This is a genomic window from Pseudoalteromonas sp. Z1A2 (assembly GCF_011378755.1).
Taxonomy (GTDB): domain Bacteria; phylum Pseudomonadota; class Gammaproteobacteria; order Enterobacterales; family Alteromonadaceae; genus Pseudoalteromonas; species Pseudoalteromonas distincta.
The window spans coordinates 25,238-41,906 of record NZ_WTKX01000016.1 but is presented as its reverse complement, the minus strand read 5'-3'; the positions used below and the strand labels follow the sequence as shown (position 1 = coordinate 41,906).

13 protein-coding genes are annotated in these 16,669 nt (G+C 39.0%); 7 read left to right on the top strand and 6 right to left on the bottom strand.

Annotated features, from left to right (window positions below):
• Positions 1-54: 54 nt before the first annotated feature.
• Positions 55-999: a D-2-hydroxyacid dehydrogenase gene (locus tag GQR47_RS12160; protein ID WP_165723844.1), complete on the bottom strand. Its 945-nt coding sequence runs from the start codon at positions 997-999 to the stop codon at positions 55-57.
• A gap of 389 nt (positions 1,000-1,388) precedes the next feature.
• Between GQR47_RS12160 and GQR47_RS12155 the strand changes: the two genes are divergently transcribed.
• Together GQR47_RS12155 and GQR47_RS12150 are read left to right on the top strand one after the other, a co-directional pair.
• Entirely contained in the window at positions 1,389-2,522 is a 1,134-nt protein-coding gene (locus tag GQR47_RS12155; protein ID WP_165723848.1) for a 1-acyl-sn-glycerol-3-phosphate acyltransferase, read from the top strand.
• 105 nt (positions 2,523-2,627) lie between these two features.
• On the top strand, positions 2,628-2,873 hold the full coding sequence (locus GQR47_RS12150) for a DUF1289 domain-containing protein (protein WP_008170756.1): 246 nt from the start codon (positions 2,628-2,630) through the stop codon (positions 2,871-2,873).
• Here the strand turns inward: GQR47_RS12150 and GQR47_RS12145 are convergent.
• A complete protein-coding gene (locus GQR47_RS12145; RefSeq protein ID WP_165723843.1) occupies positions 2,870-3,568 on the bottom strand; it encodes a transporter substrate-binding domain-containing protein in 699 nt (232 codons plus the stop codon). The genes GQR47_RS12150 and GQR47_RS12145 overlap by 4 nt on opposite strands.
• A gap of 119 nt (positions 3,569-3,687) precedes the next feature.
• On the opposite strand from GQR47_RS12145, the gene GQR47_RS12140 reads away from it, so the two are divergent.
• The 3 genes from GQR47_RS12140 to GQR47_RS12130 are packed head-to-tail and all read left to right on the top strand — an operon-like array spanning position 3,688 to position 8,835.
• Positions 3,688-3,891 (top strand): DUF3283 family protein, encoded by a 204-nt coding sequence (locus tag GQR47_RS12140; protein WP_024596204.1) that lies wholly within the window; start codon positions 3,688-3,690, stop codon positions 3,889-3,891.
• Positions 3,892-3,905: 14 nt separating this feature from the next.
• A complete protein-coding gene (locus GQR47_RS12135; protein ID WP_165723842.1) occupies positions 3,906-4,307 on the top strand; it encodes a GNAT family N-acetyltransferase in 402 nt (133 codons plus the stop codon).
• Between the two features lie 25 nt (positions 4,308-4,332).
• Positions 4,333-8,835, top strand: coding sequence for an EAL domain-containing protein (locus GQR47_RS12130; protein ID WP_165723841.1), 4,503 nt, complete (start codon positions 4,333-4,335; stop codon positions 8,833-8,835).
• 16 nt (positions 8,836-8,851) lie between these two features.
• Here the strand turns inward: GQR47_RS12130 and GQR47_RS12125 are convergent, their stop codons facing one another.
• Together GQR47_RS12125 and GQR47_RS12120 are read right to left on the bottom strand one after the other, a co-directional pair.
• Entirely contained in the window at positions 8,852-9,805 is a 954-nt protein-coding gene (locus tag GQR47_RS12125; RefSeq protein ID WP_165723840.1) for an ion transporter, read from the bottom strand.
• Positions 9,805-12,474, bottom strand: coding sequence for a bifunctional acetate--CoA ligase family protein/GNAT family N-acetyltransferase (locus tag GQR47_RS12120; RefSeq protein ID WP_165723839.1), 2,670 nt, complete (start codon positions 12,472-12,474; stop codon positions 9,805-9,807). Before GQR47_RS12120 ends, GQR47_RS12125 begins: the two co-directional genes overlap by 1 nt.
• A gap of 114 nt (positions 12,475-12,588) precedes the next feature.
• Between GQR47_RS12120 and GQR47_RS12115 the strand changes: the two genes are divergently transcribed.
• Together GQR47_RS12115 and GQR47_RS12110 are read left to right on the top strand one after the other, a co-directional pair.
• Complete coding sequence (locus tag GQR47_RS12115; protein ID WP_002962579.1) at positions 12,589-13,305, top strand: SIMPL domain-containing protein; 717 nt, start codon at positions 12,589-12,591, stop codon at positions 13,303-13,305.
• A 321-nt stretch (positions 13,306-13,626) separates the two neighbouring features.
• On the top strand, positions 13,627-14,070 hold the full coding sequence (locus GQR47_RS12110; RefSeq protein ID WP_039488311.1) for a hypothetical protein: 444 nt from the start codon (positions 13,627-13,629) through the stop codon (positions 14,068-14,070).
• Here GQR47_RS12110 and GQR47_RS12105 read toward each other — a convergent pair.
• Together GQR47_RS12105 and GQR47_RS12100 are read right to left on the bottom strand one after the other, a co-directional pair.
• Positions 14,053-14,721: a hypothetical protein gene (locus GQR47_RS12105; protein WP_165723838.1), complete on the bottom strand. Its 669-nt coding sequence runs from the start codon at positions 14,719-14,721 to the stop codon at positions 14,053-14,055. The two genes, GQR47_RS12110 and GQR47_RS12105, sit on opposite strands and share 18 nt — an antisense overlap.
• 90 nt (positions 14,722-14,811) lie before the next feature.
• Positions 14,812-16,647, bottom strand: coding sequence for a DUF885 domain-containing protein (locus GQR47_RS12100; protein ID WP_165723837.1), 1,836 nt, complete (start codon positions 16,645-16,647; stop codon positions 14,812-14,814).
• Positions 16,648-16,669: the final 22 nt, after the last annotated feature.

Sequence of the window (16,669 nt, the reverse complement as noted above, 5' to 3'; positions counted from 1 at the left end):
TATATTAGTAAAAACAGCCATTTTTTAGCTTATTTGATTACTACAATAAAATGACTAAACCAAGCGGTTGCGTGATTCGCCCTTACTAAATGCCGCAATATTTAAACTTACTTCATTAATTAAACGCACAATAGATTCAGTACTTGCCCATGCAATATGTGGAGTAAGTAATAAGTTATTGCCTGTGTAATTAGCAAGTGGATTTGAAGCTTCAGCAGGTTCTTTAGTTAGTACATCAACACCCGCTCCAGCAATTAGGTTTTGCTCAAGCGCTGTTGCTAAGTCGGCTTCGTTAATAATACCACCACGTGCTGTATTAATAATTATAGCGCTTGGCTTCATCATTTTAAGCTCATTAAGTGCGATTAAATCACGTGTTTCATCTGTAAGCGGGCAGTGTACGCTGATTATATCGGCTGTTTTAATGACGTCTTCAAAAGGCGTACGACCATCGCGACATTTAACCCCTTTACGCTCTGCAACAATAACATTAGCGCCAAATGCCTCAGCCACTTTAGCAACGCCTTTGCCTAGCGTACCGCCGCCTATAATGGCAAATGTTTTACCTTGCAAGTCGTTAAAGCTGTAATCGAGTATGCAAAACATTTCACTTTTTTGCCATGCGCCTTGCTGGCAATCCGCCTGATAGCGGTGGGTGTTACCCAGTAAGTTAGTAATTAAAGAAAATGTATGTTGAACAACTGAAGGGGTTGAGTAGCCAGCTACATTAGTTACGGCAATACCAAATTCTTTAGCGGCTTCTAAATCAACATTATTAGTACCGGTTGCACTTACGCAAATTAATTTCAGCTGTGTTAGCTGACTAATTGTATCGCGATTCAAAACTGCTTTATTAGTGATTAATACATCAGCGCCTTGGCAATGCTCAATAACTTGCTCTGGGCTGGTAAGTTCATAAGTCGTTAATTTACCAAGTTGTTCTATACACGAAAGAGATGTTTTAGCTAACGTTGCGTTATCAAGAATAGTAATGTTCATTATGAGCCCTAAAATAAGTGGATCTGAAAGAGTTAAAATCGTAAAAAAGAGGCTTACGATCCATCAAAAGTCTAAAATATGGGCTTAAGGTACTACGAAAGAAAGGCTTTGTTAATGGTATTACTACCAAATGATTAGAGGGCTATGTAGTAGTGGTCTGCCCACTAGCAGATTGAGAACATGGTATTTTGCTAGACTGATCAGTTTTTTTGCACTTATAAGCAAGCCTATGGTCATAGAAGGTAATTAAACTCGGCTTTAAAGCAAGTTGCTAAAATAAAAAATCGTTTTTTTGGTTATTTCGCATTTTAGATTGGCTGAGTTATAATCGGATATAGAAATAAACGGTGCCCTTTAGCGTGCCGTTTTTTAACATTGTAGATGTAGTAATGAGTGAATTAGAAGATAAATACGCAGATATACGCCCATACAACGACGACGAAGTTGCGGCGTCGCTTACTCGTTTGATTAACGATGATGCGTTTATTGATGTAATAGCAAAGTATAATTTACCGCGCTTTTTATCGGCAGTGCCTTTTATTGCACGTCCAATAGTAAGAAGTCAGTTACGCAAAAAATGGGGTAAAGTAAGCACCGTTGAAGATGTGCAAAATGAAGTGGCGCAATACTTAGATAAACTAGTGAAGCGCACCACATCAAAAGTTACCTTTTCTGGGCTAGATCAGTTAGACGCTAATCAGGCTTATTTATTTATTTCAAACCACAGAGACATAGTGCTTGATCCTGCATTAGTTAATTGGGGTTTATATCAGCATAAAATGAAAACAGTGCGTATTGCTATTGGTGATAATTTATTGCAAATACCTTACATTACTGAGCTTATGCGTTTAAATAAAAGCTTCATTGTTAAGCGCTCTGCTAAAGCACCAAAAGAAATGTTAAAAGCATTAACCCAGTTATCGTCATATATCTATGACTCTTTAATCGGTGGAAATTCTATTTGGATTGCACAAAAAGAAGGGCGTGCAAAAGACGGTTTTGATCAAACAGATCCAGCCCTTTTAAAAATGTTGCAATTAAATGGACGTAAACAAAAGAAAGAATTTGGCGATTATATTAAAGAGTTAAAAATAGTGCCTGTTTCTATTTCTTATCAATATGAACCGTGTGCAATTGCTAAGGCTAAAGAGCTTTATCATAAACAGCATCATGGTGAATATATTAAGTCAGCGGGTGAAGATATTGCCAGTATTGTTGAAGGTTTTAGTTCAGCTAAAGGGCATGTGCATTTAGCATTTGGACAGCCAATCGAATCTAAATGTGATAGTGCTGAAGAGCTTGCTAAAACAATTGATAGGCAAATTGTAGATTCGTTTTATTTGCACCCAGGTAATTACATTGCTGGTGGCTGTAAAGAGGCGGTAATAGACTCTCCAGATACAGCGACGTTTGAACAGCGTTTAGCCTGTGTACCAGAAGAGTTAAAACCGTTAGTGCTGGCCATGTACGCTAAGCCATTTCACCGTAAAACAGAGATAAATACCAATAGCTGTGAGTATTAATAATCCCAGCTCAAAAAAACTAAGCAGCAATTAAATTGCTGCTTTTTTTTTGCTCAAAAATAACGCTATACTAATACCTCCTCTTCAACTGGGCGGTACTTATGCATGCAACAAATTGAAATATTTGATATTCCAAGTCCTTGCAAAAGTATTTGCTTAGTTAACAACAGAGGGTATTGCAAAGGGTGTTATCGTAGTCGGGATGAGCGCTTTTCGTGGAATACCTTATCGAACGACCAAAAAAAGAAGGTACTTAGTTTGTGCCAGCAGCGCTACAAGCGCTACCTTCAGAAAAAGCAGCAAAATGCAGTGCCAAGCACACAGGCGCAGCAGCAAGGGTTCGACTTTTAAAAGCTCAATCCATATTTGGCTTTTAGTGCGTACACAGTGCCATTGTTAGTTAGGTTAATTAATGACACTTTAAGCTTTTCTACTAAGTTTTCATTACGTTTATTTAAATAATGATAAAGCGGATGAGTACTCAATACTTCTTTTACAAAACAGCCTTGAGGTGACGGGAGCTCATTATTTTGCATTATAAAGTTAATCATTAAAGCTCCCTGTACTTTTTTCTGAGCAAGCAAATTAAGTTGGGTATTCATGCTTTTAACTTTAATAATATTCCCTGCAAACTGTGTGCTTGCTAAATAATGTTCTTGCACAGGGTAGCCATCAACAATTGCGACGCTATCGAGCTGCTCTAAACTGTTAGGTAAACAGTTTTTATATAATACTAAGTCAAACTTAAATAGCTCATAATCGACTCTAATTAAGTTTTCGTAATTTTCTTCAATGCTTGCATCTCTTCCTAACTGCCCATCAAGTACGCCATTATTTGCAGCGAGCAAAGCATTTTGGTGACTAAAATCGATTATATGTATTTTAAAACCGATATCTGCGTATGCTAACTTTAATAGCTCTAAGGCATAATCAGCTTGAGGTGTACTTTGCGGACGATTAAAAGTGAGGTTGTATTGATGACTAAAACAAGAGGCACTAAAAAATAAATTTACCAATAATAACAAGATACTAAAATGTCTATTCATTATCAGTTCCAATTACTACAGAAATAAATAAAATAAGACGCGTATAATAACAAGGAGATTACCTCTTGCCCAGTTTAGAGGGGGAATCAAATAATCTTAAAAGCGAATGAGGAAGTATTGTGAGTTTTAATTTATGCCTATTACCACGTGAAGAAAAATATCAAATTCAGTTAGATTATGAAGCGTCTTTTTGGGCGTATCAAATTAAGCGTAATAAAAAAACGAGAGAGCAAGTTTACAACACAATCCACAGCCGCCCAGTGGCAGAGCAAATGGTTTTGAAACAAAAATTTGAACAGTATTTAGCGCTAATGCTTAGCTAAATATCGATATAAAAATGTATAAAGTTGAAGTGTTAAATGAACTAAAAGCCCCACTTGTGAATAAATTCTACAAAAAGCACAGCGTAAGAGGGCGTGCTAATAAACAAGATAAGGTATGGGTTACTTACTATAATAATGAAATAGTGGCAGCATGTAGGTTACAAGATAAAACAGAGTTTTTATTTTTATCTACCATGTTTGTTGCGCTGGAACATCGCGGTAAAGGGATTGCAAAACAATTGCTTTCAACACTCTTAAAGTCGCAAAATAGAGAGATAAAGACCTTCGCATATGAAAACGTAGCTGATTTATATTGTGCTATTGGTTTTAACCAGGTGTTAACATATACTCTTGCTTTACAAGTACTTTTTGATACTTACAAACATCGAAATATAGTCGCTCTAGAGTACCCATAATAATAAATAATAATATGGAATAAGCATGAGTAAATACGTTAATGGGATCATTAGTTGCTTTGTAGTTTTAATAACTATTCTAAGTTGCCAAGTAGGGGCACAAGTAAAACGTTTATCTCCTAGCGAAGGCTTATCACAAAGCTACGTTAATACAATGCTTATAGACACTAACGGTTACCTTTGGCTTTCGACAGAGGCCGGGCTTAATCGTTATGATGGCTATCAAGTTATTCCAATAAACGGCCCTAATGGTGAGTTAGAAGAGGCGATCATCGATCGTATTTACCAAGACCCTCAAGGGCACATTTGGATAGCCTCTTTACTTGCAGGCCTGTTTAGATACGACCCCGTAACAGATTCATATCAGCAATTTCTAGAAAAACCGACCAGTGAAGAAGAAATTATCAATCAGTCTGTTTTTAGTATGGTGGCCGTTGATAAAAAAACACTTTGGATTGGGCGAGGCCGCGATTTTGCAAAGCTTGATATCGCAACCGGAAAAATAACAACTATTTTTGAGCTTCCGGCTAAATATAAAAATACCCTTGTGAGAAAGCTGTTTGCCTACAATGGTTATATATTTATAGGTACAAGCCATGGTGCATACGTATTTGATATTGCCACCGAGCAAGTTAGACCTCTACAGCATTTAAAAGGTGAAGCTGAGCATATTTACCAAAATAATGTGAAGTCTTTCGCATTAGGTGAAAATAAACAGTTGTTAGTAGGGGCGGTACAAGGCTTATACGAAGTTGATATTAGTAACTTATCAAAAATGTTTGAACGCCCAGATTTACCTTTTAAAAGTAAGGTATTACTAAGTGACTTAAATGTTTGGAGCATAGTAAACGAACACGGAACAATAGATTTAGCTACCGACAAAGGCTTGTTTAAATTTGATTTAAACACAAAAGAGCTGATTAAAAATACTCGAATAGCCAAAAGTAAGTACACACTTGCCGATACCAGTATTATTGATATGGCTAAAGATAAATCGGGTGGTACATGGGTTGCGACTAAGACTGATGGAGCGTTTTACTTATCTCACGACAGCTATCATTTTAATAATGTCGATGGCACTTTGCTCGGGGGGGATGGTTTATCACATCACTCTATCTGGGGGATTACCGAATATAAAGACAAGCTTTGGCTTGCAACGCATAACGGTATTACCGAGGTTGATTTAAAAACAAATATTGGTAAAGCTTATTTAAAAGACTACAAAGTCGACTTACTCACCACTGAGTTTACCGTATATGAAATAACGCCCTATAAAGATAATTTATGGCTTTATACAAACCGTGGTTTATTTATTTTTGACCCTGTAACGCATCAAGTTAGCGAACCAAAAGTGCATAACCCTGCTGATCAAGAGCTGATTACTGGTAGAGTGCATGGCGTTACACTCATGCCAAATGGCGATCTATACTTTGTGCACTCAGATCATGGGGTATTTATATACAATATAGATTCTCAAGTAATAACGCGTCTGGGTGGCCAGTTTGACCAGTTTGAACCCTTTTTAGCTCATGGCTTTTTACCTGCGCTGAGCAATAAACCAGATTCGCCACTATTTTTTAATGCTGGAATTTTATATCAAGTAAACCCAAGTGATTTAGCACTTAAAATGATTTACAAAGTGCCAAAGCAGCACGAAAACGTAGCCATTAGCGTGCTTTCTTATTTAATTGATAACAACAATATATTGTGGATATCACTTTCTAATTTTGGCTTGATAGGCCTTGACGCATCTACTTATCAATTAGTACATACAATCGATTTAGAGAAGAATAAATTAGGCACATTGCTTTACGATATGGTGCTAGATGATGATGGCATGATCTGGATGAGTAGCCATAAAGGCATTTGGCGATTAAACCCAGAAACACTTCATTTTCAACAATTTTCTACGTCAGAAGGGCTACTCTCTGCTGAGTTTAATAGTAACGCCATGGCACAGCTCAAAGATGGCCATATTGCGTATGGTAGCTTAAAAGGTTTTACTTATTTTCACCCAATGGAAAACCAAAATTACCAATCACTTATTGATCACGTAAATATTACGCGAGTTGATTTAATGTCACGAGATCTATCGCTTGATTTAAAACAGCCTCTCAACGAGGTTGTGTTAAACCATGATGATATTGGGCTTGAAGTGGCATTTTCGGCCATGGCATTTAGTAATCAAGAACGCATCATTTATGAGTATCAACTCGATAACGGACAAAAAAGTTATACTCGAAATAACAACCGCGTATTGTTTCCAAAATTGAATCCAGGTAATTACCAATTAAAAGTTTGGGCTAAAGACCCCCTGACTGGCGAATATACCTCGCCCGCTATTTTAAAAATAAAAGTAAAGTATCCGCTTTGGCGTGCACCTTATTTTATGGTGCTTTACGCCATGCTGTTTATTGGTTTTGTTGCTATGTGGGTTATGCGCCGTAATAAAATTCAGCGTATTTTATTGGCAGCAAATAAAGAAAGTAAAGAAAGCGAAGCGCGTTTAAAATTAGCACTTGAAGGCAGCGAATCGGGTGTCTGGGATTGGGAGTCGAGCAACCCAAGCATTTACCAACCCCGCTTAGCGAGTGAGTTAAGCTACGAAAATGAAACCGTAAGCCTTGATGAATATTTATCTAAAATTCATCCGCAGGACAAACAGCTATTTCGCTTAGAGTGGCTTGAATTTTTATCTACCGATAAAGGCTACTTTAATTGTACCTACCGCCTGCGCCATGCAAAAGGCTATTGGCGCTGGTATAAGGACTTTGGAAAAGTAGTTGAGTGGGATGATAAAACTCCACAAAAAGTAGCGGGTACTTATACAAATATGACCCGTGAGATGGTGTTTGAAGAGCATGCTTTACTATTTACGGCAGCATTTGAGCAAACACGTGATTGGGTGTTTATACTCGATAAAAACTTAAATATTCGGGCTTCTAATAAATCACTGCAAACCGCCTTTAACTTCTCCGCTGAGTCGCTATCTAGCCGGACTTTAAATTTAGGTATATCGCGCAGCAATCGTTTTGATTATTTACGCATTATGCAAAAGCTATCTGTTGGGGAGCATTTTTCGTGCGAAGACAGTGTGGTTTTAGCTAATGGTGAATCGCGTCATGTACTTGTGAAAATAAGTGCAGTGGCCGATAACGAGCAGCGCCTTAATAGTTATGTCATTATTTTAACCGATATAAACGCACAAAAATCAGCTGAAAACGAGCTGCACCTATTGGCCAACTACGATGCCTTAACTGGGCTGCCAAATCGTACATTATTTAATGACCGCGTTGAACACGCCCTTGAACAAGCAAAACTGCATGGATGCAAAGTGGCTTTGTTACATATCAATATTAAACGTTTTAAATACTTTAATGACTCATTAGGGCACGAAGCGGCTGATGAGCTAATTAAAGAAGTTGCTGAGCGCTTAAAGTGCTCTTTGCGACCATCGGATAGTGTTGCGCGATTTGGTGGCGATGAGTTTGTCGTGTTAGTAGAAGATATTCATCAGATAGAGCAAGTACTTATAATATGTACTAAATTGATGGATTGCGTGAATCAAAATATTGCGATTAATGGCCAAGTTGTAAACGTTAATTTAAGTATTGGTGTGTCGATATCGCCAGATGACGCAGAGCAAGGCCCCGCACTTTTAAAAGCTGCGAGCATAGCGTTATATCATGCAAAAGACTCTTTAGAAGGGCGCTACCAGTTTTATAAGCAAGAGATGAACCAGCATGTTCAAAGAGCGCTGCATCTTGAATCTCAGCTTACTAGAGCGTATCGAGAAGAAGAGTTTTGTAATTACTATCAGCCTATTATTAATGCTAAGAGCCAAAAAACAGAAGGCTTTGAAGTGCTGCTGCGTTGGCCCGAAAATAAACTAGTACAAACTCAAGAGTTTTCGCTGGCTGCAGAGGGGATAGGCTTAATTACAAAAATTATGCTGCAGACCTTTGCGCGCGCTTTATTGGAGTTAAAAGAGTGGCGAAAAGCCTCACCTAACCTGTATTTATCTATTAACTTATCAGCACTAGATTTTGAGTTTAAAGAACTCGTACCTGAAATTAAAAAAGCGTTAAATAATTCAGGTGTATCATCTGAGGCAATTGTTTTTGAAATAACCGAATCAATATTAATGCGTGATTCAAAAGAAGCGCTGCACAGCATGGAACAACTTAAAAAGTTGGGTTGTAGATTGTACATGGATGATTTTGGTACAGGTTACGCATCACTTACTTATTTAAAGCGTTTCCCTATTGATGTACTTAAAATAGATAGAAGCTTTGTACAAGACATAGGCATAGACTCTGATGATGAGGCCATTATCCAATCAACACTCGCGCTTGCAGATAGTTTAGGCAAAGAGTGTGTCGCTGAGGGCGTAGAAAGCTCGCACCAACTTGCTTTTTTAAAGGCGAGAGGGTGCAAGCATTTCCAAGGGTATTTATTTAGTAAACCGGTACCTAATACCGAAGTACTCGCGCTTATTAATCGCGATTGGAGTGATATATTTAATTAATCATAGCAGTACTTGTTTAAGGCCTTTTACCGCAGTGTCTGCAAAACAAATGGCTGTTATGCTCATTTAACTGCGTTTTAATGGCCTTATTAGCTTCTAGTTTACTCAAGCCTAACTTATGGCGTAGCTCTTCTAGGTGTACTTGTTGGGTATCATTAAGTGTACCATCTTGAATTGACTCGTGCACTGCGTCTTCAAAAAACTGACGCCGTTTACGTATCTGTTCTGAAAAACTAGACGCCAGTAATCCGGTAGGAATAGCGACCATACCCATGCTCAGTAGTGTGATAACGCCACCGAAAAACTTACCCAATGGCGTTATAGGTACTACATCGCCATAACCAACGGTCGTTAGTGTTGCCATTGCCCACCACATAGCCGCAGGAATAGAGCCAAATTTATCGGGTTGTATATCGTGCTCAATTAAATAAATTCCGCATGAAGCTAAAATAAGCACAACGGCCATTATAAAAAAAGCAGCCATTAATGAACTACCTTCATCGTTAAAGGCTTTTAAAAGTAGTTGCATGGCGCGTGAGTAGCGAGTGAGTTTAAATACTCTTAATAATCTGAGTATGCGTAAAAAACGTAAATCGAGAGGAAATAAAAACATCATTAAACTTGGCAAAATCGCTATTAAGTCGATTAACGCAAGTGGTGATAAAAAATACTTTAATCTGCGTTTACTGTTTGAGCCTTCCATTGCTTCATATTGTGTTTTATCTACACAGGTCCAAAGCCTGGCTAAGTATTCAATAGCAAAAATAGCGACCGATACAATTTCTAAAACTAAGAATTCGTAGTAATACTGCTCTGCCACACTTGGGATTGACTCAATAACAATGGCTACAACGTTAATCATTATTATGCTAATGAGCGCAATATCAAGAATATGCCCTGAGCGTTGATATTGACCTGTACCTTCAAACAGGCAAGCCATTTTTTGGCGTAACGTTTGCGGTTCATTCATTATTTAAGTTTAAGTACCATGTTAATACTGCCTTCTTCAAAGTCGCGACTAATTTTAAAACCTAGCTTACGGGCAAGTTCAATCATCCCTGTATTCTCTGGTAAGGTTATGCCTTCAATCGACTCTACACCTTGGCGTTTGCAGTGATTAATTGCAGCGCTCATTAGTATACGACCAAGCCCTAAGCCTTGGCAGTCTGAGCGTACTACAATAGCAAACTCAGCATGTAGGTTATCGGGGTCCATAATGACGCGAGACACACCCAGTGTACGGGTTTTACCTTCAAAGCGTTGGCACACAATAAACGCCATTTCACGGTCGTAATCAATTTGGGTCATTTTAGCGAGTTGATCGTGGTTAAACTGTGGAAGCTCGCCAAAAAAGCGTTTATATCTGTCTTCTTTGTTAAGTGACTCGTCAAATACTTTATGAGCTTGTTCATCTTCCGGTTTTATCGGTCTGAGCGTAGCTTGGGTGCCGTTTTTAAGTGTTACCACTTCAACAAGTTCAATAGGGTAGGGACGAATAGATAAGCGCTTACGATTGCTCTGAGCTTGATAGCGGTTAAGTGTCATAGTGGCATCGAGCACTAAAAACTGTCCATTGCTGGCAAGTATAGGATTTAGTTCCATTGAGCTTATATCGGGTTGATCAATAACTAACTGAGAAATACGCGTTAGCAGTGCACATAAACGATACTTATCAACTTTTTCGGGGAGTATGCGCTCCTTTAATACGCCTTTGTCGTGCGCTGCAGCAATTAAATACTTTGCCAAGTTCATATTCAGTGGAGGTAGAGCAACGGCGGCTTGTGCATATTCAAGGCCAGTGCCTGCTTCACCTAATAATATAACTGGGCCAAAATTAGGCTCGGTTTTAATAGCAATTCGCAGCTCATTAGCGCCTGCTCGCGGCGCCATTTTTTGTAATGAAAACCCTTCAATAACAGCATCCGGATAAGTGTTTTTAATACGGATAAGCATCGCAAAAGCAGTTTGTTCAACCTCGTTGGCGTCGTTTAAGTTAAGTACCACACCACCTACTTCAGACTTCGAAGCAATACTTGGGCTAATAAGTTTCAGCGCGACTGGAAAACCAAGCTCAATGGCTTGCTCTTTGGCTTCTGTTGGGGTGTAAGCCACTTCAGTTTGAATGCATTTAATACCATAGTGGTTTAATACTTGGCTTGCCTGATGAGTAGGTAAGTAGCTTTGTCCATCATCTAAAAACTCATTAATAAGAGTTCTAGCTGCCACCTTATTTATTTTAGCGTCATCAGTGTTCGACTCAGGTGTTTGCGTTAAATGCTTTTGGTTACGACGATACGTTACCAAGTGCATAAATGCGCCAACAGCCCCTTCGGGCGTACGATAAGTGGGTATTGCGTTGTTTGAGCACACTTTTCTGGCAGCGTAAGATGCGTCTTCACCCATAAAGTTAGTTATAACGTAAGGGCGCGCCATTTTGGGTAATGTTTGTAAGGTTTCTACAATAATGTTGGCGTAGTCTTCGCTGGGTGCAAGCGCTGAGGGAGTATGGATAATCAGTAAGTTTTTAACTTCTTTTGCGTGCAGTAAAATTTCTAATGCTTGCTTATAACGCGCAGGTGCTGAGTCGCCAAAAATATCCACAGGGTTTGAGGTGGTTTCTGATTGTGGAATGACTTTATTTAGCGCATTTCGGGTTTCAATGCTTAGCTCTGCTAATTTACCGGAGCTTTGAATAAGCTCATCAACAGCCATAACACCCGGGCCGCCACCATTAGTTAAAATTGTCAGTTGTTCTACTTTTAATAATTTTGGATGCATGGCGAGTGTTTGTGTCGCTGCAAATAGCTCTCGTAAATCATTTACACGCAGCATACCCGCTCGTTGAAATAACGCATCGTAAACAGCGTCAGAGCTTTGCTTTCCGCCGGTGTGAATTTCGGCTGCAAGTGCGCCCGCAGTTGTTTTACCTGTTTTAATCGCAATTACAGGTTTACTAAAGGCTGCGGCTCTTGCTGCTGATATAAAGCCACGAATATCTTCAATGTTATCTATGTAGAGTAAAATAGCTTTGGTTTTAGCATCACGACCTAAAAAGTCGAGTAGTTCATTAAAGTTTATATCAAGGCAATCGCCTACTGATACAAAATATGAAAAGCCAATTTCTTTGTTTTTAGCCCAATCTAAAATGGTTGAGCATACTGCTGCTGATTGCGATACAAATGCTATTTTACCTGGGCTTGCCACGGTATGTGAAAAGCTCGCATTTAACCCAATATGAGGGATCAGCAAGCCTAAGCAATTGGGTCCAAGTAAAGTAACTTGCTTGGCTTGAGCGCATGCTTTAAGCGCGCTTTTTTGCTCCCCAGATAGCCCATCGGCAATAACAATAGCCGTTTTACAGCCAAGCTCTCCAAGCTGCTCAATAATATCAATTAAGGTGTTTTTGTTAGTACAAATAACAGCAAGGTCAGGTACTTTTGGTAAGTCAGCAATAGAAGGGTAAGCAAGTACGCCATGTACTGCGCTATGGCTTGGAGTAACAGGCATTATCGGCCCTTTAAAGCCACCTTGAAGTAAGTTGCGCATAACCACAAAACCAGCCCGAGTTGATATGTTAGAGGCGCCAATAACGGCCACTGAGCTTGGGTTAAAAAATTGGGTTATACGCTTAAGGCTCATGGTTTTTCCTAGGCTGATTAAATTTTGCGTTATTTATAGTCTCAATGTACCCTGTTTACTGTGTTATTTCGAGCGTCTCGATGCTTATTATTGATATCAATCAAGGAGATTATTGTGAATAAAACCCCCGGTTTTTACATTGTTATAGCGGCTATTTGTTTAAGTATAGGCTTAATTAGCTTAGGGTTTATTTTAAAAAGTACCGCTTTGAGTGTGAAAGGGATGGAACGTACTGTGCAGGTTAAGGGATTGGCCGAGCGAGAAGTAATAGCCGATACGGTAATTTGGCCTCTGCAATTTAGTGATGCCGACAATAACCTTGAAAAATTAGTAAGCCGAGTTGAGAAAAAAAATGATGCGGTAACTGCTTTTTTAAAACTCCATGGTTTTGACGATGATGAAATAACAATAGGTAGCCAGTCAGTTATTGATAAGCAAGCACGTGAATACAGTAATGAAAATCAACAATTTAGATACATAGTGCGCTCAAATATTATTGTTTATTCTGCTGCGCCAGATAAAGTGCAAAACGCGCTGAGCAAAGTGAGCCAGCTTGCTAAACAAGATATCGCAATAGTGCAAGATAGCTACGAAACAAAAGTTGAATACATCTTTACTGGCCTCAATGATGTAAAGCCTGCGATGGTGCAAGAAGCAACTGAAAAAGCGCGTGAAGTCGCTAATAAATTTGCTAAAGACTCTAATTCAAAATTAGGCAAAATAAAAACAGCTCGCCAAGGGCAATTTAGTATCAGTAATCGAGATTCAAACACACCGCAAATAAAAAATATAAGAGTGGTAACCAGTGTTGAATATTACTTAAATGACTAGGGCCTGTTGACCTTTCAGAATTAAAATTTGTTCAATCTAGGTGCGATTTAATCGCGGCGTGAGGTTTGTAACCTAGTAGGCTAAGTAAAAACCGAGCAAAGCTTCCGCGTCCTGCTCACGCCCCTTACCTACATCCATGTAGGCAACAAAGAGTAAATTGCCCCTAGGCAGAACCCTTCGGGCAGCGTATGTTTGGCATTTATTCCACGTTATCGCCTATTTATGGGAAATAACCACACTGCATAGGCTCTGGCTTGCCTAAATACCAAACATACTGCTGCAAATTTAACCTCGAAAGATAAACAGGCCCTAGGAAATAATATGTCAGAGTCTAAATATGGTCAGTTTGTACTGGCGCCCCGTTCGTATTTTTTCACTGCTATAGCGAGCGTAGTATTTGCGTTTATAGGCTTTAGTTATAATGCATGGCGGATGGAGGCAAGTGAAGATAACAACAATACACGCATTGCTAGCTTTCAAATCTTACAAGAACTAGCCGAGCTTGAGCTTATTGTATTTGCGGCACATTACGATAATAACAAAATAGATGGCAGCCCCAGAAAAGGCTGGGTTAAAGTTAACTTAATTCATGACTTAAGCTACTTAGCCGTTGATAAAGTACATTTAAAAACAAAAGACTTACAAAAGGTCTGGCAAACAAATTGGCCAAATATGGTTGATCACCAAAGTGCTGCACAATCTATTACACATGCCATAGACAGTGTGCGTACAGAAGTTGTGAGTGAATTAAAGCGCCTTGATTAAGTGAGCAACTTGCGCCGTTGAGCGTTGCAAGTAAGCGGCGCTCAGTAAAATTGTGGTCTCGTTAACTTTTTGCCCTTTTATTACGTTGGCAAGCTGCTGTTTAGCGTTAGGATTTTGTTTTTGCTCTATTTCCATTAATGCTAACAAAGCTGAAAATTCATGCTTTACCGGTGTGCTAGGTTTATTTGCATAGGCTATGTAGCAGGCAACCGCTGTCAAGCCATGAGAGTTGGGCTGCGCCAGCGCTTTAGCTAACTCATCATTTGATTCAAACAACATCAAAGAGCGCACATAGTTAAATGGCAGCTTTGTCGCATCGGCATGCTTAAACACATTGTGCAGTACGTTATTTCCTTGTGTATCTTGTACTAAAAAGCCTTTATTTACTTTCAGCGCAGGGGTAAAAAAGCTCAATGCGTCAATATTAGTGAGTTGATTAATAAATGGAGAAGGCGCTGTGTTAGAGCTTAATATCCGCGTTGCTATGTTTTGCATAAAGTCATACTTAACACTTAACCGTTGGGCGCTGTCATATAAATGGTTAAGCTGCAAAGTTTGCTGAGCAGGGCTTAACTGCTTAAAGTCGTTATCGAGCTCATTTAACTGTTGCTTTGAAATACGCGCATTAAGTAGTTGTATGCTTAAATCCATTATTATTTCCAAAAATCTTTTTTACTACTATAAAACAAAAAAGGCCGCAAATGCGACCTTTCATATTTAAAGCAATTGTTTAAATTGGTTTTAAGCTTTTTTGCTTGCTACCCATTCATTAACAAAGTTCTCTAGTACATTTAGTGGTACAGGACCATTTTTAAGCACTACGTCGTGGAACTGGCGAATATCAAACTTATCACCAAGTTGCTTTTTAGCGTCTTCACGAAGTTCTAAAATCTTAAGCATACCCACTTTATAAGCCGTTGCTTGTGAAGGCATTACAATGTGACGCTCAACCATTTTAACACCGTCAGATGTTGCATTAGGCGTGTTATTTACGTAGTAATCAATACCTTCTTGACGAGTCCACTTCATTGCGTGAATACCCGTATCAACCACTAGACGACATGCGCGCCATAGCTCCATTGAAAGACGACCAAAATCTGAGTAAGGGTCTGAGTACATGCCCATTTCTTTAGGAATGAACTCTGAGTATAAACCCCAACCTTCAATATACGCTGTGTAACCACCAAATTTACGGAACTTAGGAACGCCTTCTAGTTCTTGCGAAATAGCGATTTGCATGTGGTGACCCGGAATACCTTCGTGGTAAGCAAGTGCTTCCATTTGATATGTTGGCATAGCTTCCATGTCATAAAGGTTAGCGTAGTAAATGCCTGGGCGTGAACCATCTGGAGCTGGCTGTTGGTAAAATGCCTTGCCCGCAGCTTTTTCACGGAATGCTTCAACTGCTTTTACTTTTAAATCAGCTTTTGGTTTAACAATGAATAACTCATCTAAGCGTGTTTTCATTGTATCAATAAGTCCAGTGGCTTCATCAAGGTAGCGTTGCTTACCTTGTGCATCATTAGGGTAGTAAAATTGTTTGTCAGTTTTCATAAACTGCATAAACGCTTTTAAGTCGCCTTTAAAGCCTACTTTATCTTTAATTTCACGCATTTCATCATGAATACGTGTCACTTCAGATAAACCAATTGCATGAATTTCTTTAGCCGTTAAATCTGTTGTTGTAGTGCGCTTAAGTGCGTTGTTATAAAACGCTTCGCCATCTGGTAATTTCCATGCGCCATCGCGATCATCAGCACGTTTCTCAAGCTGCGCTAGGTAATTAATTAGCTTAGAGTAAGATGGTTTAACAGCCGATTTTAATGCATCTGATGCATCGCTGATTAACGAGTCTTTTTCGTTTTGGTTAATTTCAAGCGCTGTTACTTTGCGTTTAAAGTCAGCAAGCAATGTAGAATCATCGCCTTTTTCAAACGGTGCACCGTGAATAATGTTTTTGCTTGAATCAATAACATGCGGGAACACAAATTTAGGAGCAATAATCCCCTTATCAGCACGAGTTTCTAAGTCAGTAATTAGCTGATCAATAACGTCAGTTACACCATTTAGGCGTGAAATGTAGTCTTTAGCTTCTTTTACATTACTAATTGAGTGCTGATTAATTAAAAACGCAGGGATCATAGAATGCGTACCAAACATTTGGTTCACAGGGTAATTATGGTAGCGCCATTTAAAGTCAGCAATTGAGCTTTCAAGATCCTGTTTTTTTAAGTCGTAGCTAACTTTTGTTGCATCATCTAACAAATCACGATTAATTGCTTTTAATGTAACTAGGTCAGCTTTTGTTTGTGCTAAATCTTTAAGCTTTCTTTCTTCGCTGCCATCGTCCCATTTATCGTAATCTTGCTTAATCCCCATGTATGTTTGATATACAGGGCTGCTCATTACATCGCGGTTAAATGTATCTTCAAAAAATGCATTGGCTTTGTCTATTTCACTTTGTTGTGATTGAACTGCTTGTGCAATAGGGGCTGAAGTAGATTGTTGTGTTGTTTGCTGGCAACCAGCAAGTAGTGCAACGCTTACTGCGGCCGCAATAAAAGTGAGTTTACGCATTGTTTTCCCTTTTGTTGTTAGA

Excerpts from the sequence above, each read along its gene's own strand:
- GQR47_RS12160 (WP_165723844.1), bottom strand. The coding sequence starts at position 999 with ATGAACATTACTATTCTTGATAACGCAACGTTAGCTAAAACATCTCTT.
- GQR47_RS12155 (WP_165723848.1), top strand. The coding sequence starts at position 1,389 with ATGAGTGAATTAGAAGATAAATACGCAGATATACGCCCATACAACGAC.
- GQR47_RS12150 (WP_008170756.1), top strand. The coding sequence starts at position 2,628 with ATGCAACAAATTGAAATATTTGATATTCCAAGTCCTTGCAAAAGTATT.
- GQR47_RS12145 (WP_165723843.1), bottom strand. The coding sequence starts at position 3,568 with ATGAATAGACATTTTAGTATCTTGTTATTATTGGTAAATTTATTTTTT.
- GQR47_RS12135 (WP_165723842.1), top strand. The coding sequence starts at position 3,906 with ATGTATAAAGTTGAAGTGTTAAATGAACTAAAAGCCCCACTTGTGAAT.
- GQR47_RS12130 (WP_165723841.1), top strand. The coding sequence starts at position 4,333 with ATGAGTAAATACGTTAATGGGATCATTAGTTGCTTTGTAGTTTTAATA.
- GQR47_RS12125 (WP_165723840.1), bottom strand. The coding sequence starts at position 9,805 with ATGAATGAACCGCAAACGTTACGCCAAAAAATGGCTTGCCTGTTTGAA.
- GQR47_RS12120 (WP_165723839.1), bottom strand. The coding sequence starts at position 12,474 with ATGAGCCTTAAGCGTATAACCCAATTTTTTAACCCAAGCTCAGTGGCC.
- GQR47_RS12110 (WP_039488311.1), top strand. The coding sequence starts at position 13,627 with ATGTCAGAGTCTAAATATGGTCAGTTTGTACTGGCGCCCCGTTCGTAT.
- GQR47_RS12105 (WP_165723838.1), bottom strand. The coding sequence starts at position 14,721 with ATGGATTTAAGCATACAACTACTTAATGCGCGTATTTCAAAGCAACAG.
- GQR47_RS12100 (WP_165723837.1), bottom strand. The coding sequence starts at position 16,647 with ATGCGTAAACTCACTTTTATTGCGGCCGCAGTAAGCGTTGCACTACTT.